A 1,847-nucleotide genomic window follows, 5' to 3' on the forward strand; every position below is an offset into this window, starting at 1 on the left:
GCCCCGCCCGCGTCGACGCGAGCGACCAGCCCACCTCGGCCAGGTCCAGCTCCGGCCGCTCCTCGACGAACTCCCGCATCCGCGCCGCCTGAGCACGCAACGCCTCGTCGTCCGCGGCGGCGAGCAGCCAGGGCACGGCGCCCTCGACCGCACCGGACGGCTCGGCCGCACCGGCCTGCTCCCCGGCGGGCTCCGCCTGCTCCAGGATCACGTGCGCGTTCGTCCCACTGACGCCGAACGCCGACACGCCTGCGCGCAGCGGCGCGTCGGCGCCGTTCCAGGGCCTGGCCTCGGTCAGCAGTTCGACAGCACCGGACTCCCAGTCGATGTGCGGTGAGGGAGTATCCACGTGCAGCGTCTGCGGCAGCACCCCGTGCCGCATCGCCATCACCATCTTGATCACACCCGCGACACCCGCCGCCGCGGCAGTGTGGCCGATGTTGGACTTCACCGAGCCGAGCCACAGCGGACGCCCCGCCTCCCGCTCCTGGCCATAGGTCGCGATCAGCGCCTGCGCCTCGATCGGGTCACCCAGCGACGTACCCGTACCGTGCGCCTCGACCACATCCACCTCGCCCACCGACAGCCGGGCATTGGCCAGCGCCTGCCGGATCACCCGCTGCTGCGAAGGACCGTTCGGCGCCGTCAGACCATTACTCGCACCGTCCTGGTTCACCGCGGAACCCCGCACCACCGCCAGCACCCGATGCCCGTTCCGCCGCGCATCCGACAACCGCTCCACCAGCAGCAGCCCCACACCCTCCGCCCAGCCGGTGCCATCCGCACCGGCCGCGAACGCCTTGCTCCGTCCGTCCGCAGCAAGCCCCCGCTGCCGGCTGAACTCGACGAAGATCTCCGGACTCGGCATCACGTTGACACCGCCGGCAATGGCCAGCGAGCACTCGCCGGACCGCAGGGCAGTGACGGCGAGGTGGAGGGCGACCAGAGAGGAGGAGCACGCCGTGTCCACCGTCACGGCCGGACCCTCAAGCCCGAGGGTGTAGGAAATCCGGCCGGAGAGCACGCTGGACGCCTGGCCGGTCAGGGCGTACCCCTCGACCTCTGCGGAAAGCTCGCTGCCCGCACGTCCGTATCCGGCGTAGCCGGCGCCGACGAACACGCCAGTACCGGTGCCTTTCAGGGACGCCGGGTTGATGGAGGCACGTTCGATGACCTCCCAGGACGTTTCCAGCAGCAGCCGCTGCTGGGGGTCCATCGCCAGCGCCTCACGCGGCGAGATCCCGAACAGCCCCGCGTCGAACTCATCGGCGTCGTAGATGAAGCCGCCTTCGCGGACATAGCTGGTCCCAGGGGTGGCCGGGTCCGGGTCGTAGAGCCCGTCGAGGTCCCACCCACGGTCCGTGGGGAACGGCGAGATGGCGTCGCGCCCATCAGCGAGCAGCTGCCACAGATCCTCCGGGGAACTCACGCCACCGGGATAGCGGCAGGCCATGCCCACAATGGCCACAGGCTCGTGGAGCTGCTCCTCGATGTCCGAAATCCGCTTGCGCGCCTTGTGCAGATCCGTGGTGGCCCGCTTGAGGTAGTCACGGAGTTTCTGTTCGTTACTCATCTTTGTGTCACCTTGTCCAGGACCACGTCAGGGGGTTTCGAGTTGATCATCGAGAAGGTCGAACAGCTCATCATCCGACGCTGATTGCACCGCGTCGGCAATTGCCTCTTGTTCCGCCTGCTCGCTCTTTCCGTCCAGGCGCGACAGAAGGGAACGCAAGCGGAGTGTCACTTCGTCGTGCACTTGCTCGTCAGCAGCCAGCGAGATGAGGGACTTTTCCAGCCGGTCGATCTCGTTGAGCACACCGGCTCTGCTGTCGCCGTCATCGGGCGCC

General features: G+C 68.7%; 1 protein-coding gene and 1 pseudogene. Both read right to left on the reverse strand.

Annotation, left to right across the window (positions count from 1 at the left end; translation table 11 throughout):
• Positions 1-1,573 (reverse strand): beta-ketoacyl synthase N-terminal-like domain-containing protein (locus STBA_RS03995; RefSeq protein ID WP_171987631.1); only part of this gene is annotated, 1,573 nt, incomplete at its 3' end.
• 27 nt (positions 1,574-1,600) lie between these two features.
• A pseudogene (locus STBA_RS36245) lies at positions 1,601-1,847 on the reverse strand (hypothetical protein); the annotation flags it as partial.

This window comes from Streptomyces sp. MP131-18 (assembly GCF_001984575.1).
Lineage (GTDB): Bacteria > Actinomycetota > Actinomycetes > Streptomycetales > Streptomycetaceae > Streptomyces > Streptomyces johnsoniae.